General features: G+C 62.4%; 2 protein-coding genes. Both read right to left on the reverse strand.

Features of this window, described 5'->3' with window-relative positions; genetic code table 11:
• Nucleotides 1–92: 92 nt before the first annotated feature.
• Complete coding sequence (rplL, locus tag AC1D00_RS41540) at nucleotides 93–470, reverse strand: 50S ribosomal protein L7/L12 (protein WP_135178086.1); 378 nt, start codon at nucleotides 468–470, stop codon at nucleotides 93–95.
• 54 nt (nucleotides 471–524) lie between these two features.
• The gene (gene rplJ, locus AC1D00_RS41545) at nucleotides 525–1,043 is read right to left on the reverse strand and encodes a 50S ribosomal protein L10 (protein ID WP_092192758.1); all 519 of its coding nucleotides are present in this window, start codon (nucleotides 1,041–1,043) and stop codon (nucleotides 525–527) included.
• Nucleotides 1,044–1,283 lie beyond the last annotated feature (240 nt).

Consider the following 1,283-nt stretch of genomic DNA (forward strand, 5'->3'; position numbering starts at 1 on the left):
CCTTTTGCATCTGGCCCGCCCTCGCAAAGGTGGACCAAGATCCCGGGCCTCGCTTGACGCTCGCCCGGGATCTCGTGCCAGCAAGCTTGCGCTTACTTGAGCTCGACCTTCGCGCCAGCCTTCTCGAGCTGGGCCTTGATCTTGTCGGCTTCTTCCTTGTTCACGCCTTCCTTGACCGGCTTCGGAGCACCCTCGACGAGGTCCTTTGCTTCCTTCAGGCCGAGACCGGTGATGGCGCGGACTTCCTTGATGACCTCGATCTTCTTGTCGCCGGCGCTGGCGAGAACGACCGTGAACTCGGTCTTCTCTTCCACCGGAGCGGCGGCAGCGCCACCACCAGCCGGGCCGGCCACGGCGACAGCCGCGGCAGCCGAAACGCCCCACTTCTCTTCGAGGAGCTTCGCGAGTTCGGCGGCTTCGAGCACGGTGAGGCTCGAGAGGTCGTCAACGATCTTCTGCAAGTCAGCCATTGTTCAGTTTCCTTACGTGTAAGTCTGGTTCGGGTTTGAGTTTTGCGAAGGGCGTCAGGCCGCTTCGCCCTTTGAGGCATGAGCCTGGATGACACGCGCGAGCTTGCCCGCGGGCGCGTTGGCGAGCTGAGCGAGCTTGGTCGCCGGGGCCACAAGCAGGCCGACGATCTTGCCGCGCAGTTCATCAAGCGACGGCAGCGAGGCAAGCGCCTTCACGCCGTCGACATTCAGGACGGTCTTCCCCATCGAGCCGCCGACGATGACGAACTTTTCGTTCGCCTTGGCGAATTCGATGGCGACCTTTGGCGCCGCTACCGGATCGTTCGAAGTGGCGATCACGGTCGGTCCCTTCAGCATGGGGCCGATGGCAACGACGTCAGTGCCTTCAAGAGCAATTTTGGCGAGACGGTTCTTCGAGACCTTCACCGAGGCACCCGCCTGCTTCATCTGCTGGCGCAGCTTCTGCATCTGGGCGACGGTGAGGCCGGAATATTGAGCAACGACCGCGACGCTCGTGGTCTTGAAGACCCCATTGAGCTGTTCGACCGCTTCTTTTTTTGCCGCTCGTTCCACAGCAAGCTCTTTCCGGTTGGCGGTCATCGCGAAAGCGGGACCGCCGGGTTGCACCCATCGTCCCGCCCAAACCTGAACCTCAGGGGGCAAACCCTTCGGACACGCCGGGCAAGACGACAATTCAAAGCCTGCCCTCCGGGAGCCCGTTAGAGCCCACGGCGTGTCGAGGTCCGAACCAGACCCGTTCCGCAAGCCAGCCCTTAAAGCTGGGTGCGAAGTGAAATCCGGTCTTCACCCGTC

The organism is Bradyrhizobium sp. P2_E8, assembly GCF_056403875.1.

Coding starts and splice junctions, on each gene's coding strand:
- rplL (WP_135178086.1), bottom strand. CDS start 470: ATGGCTGACTTGCAGAAGATCGTTGACGACCTCTCGAGCCTCACCGTG.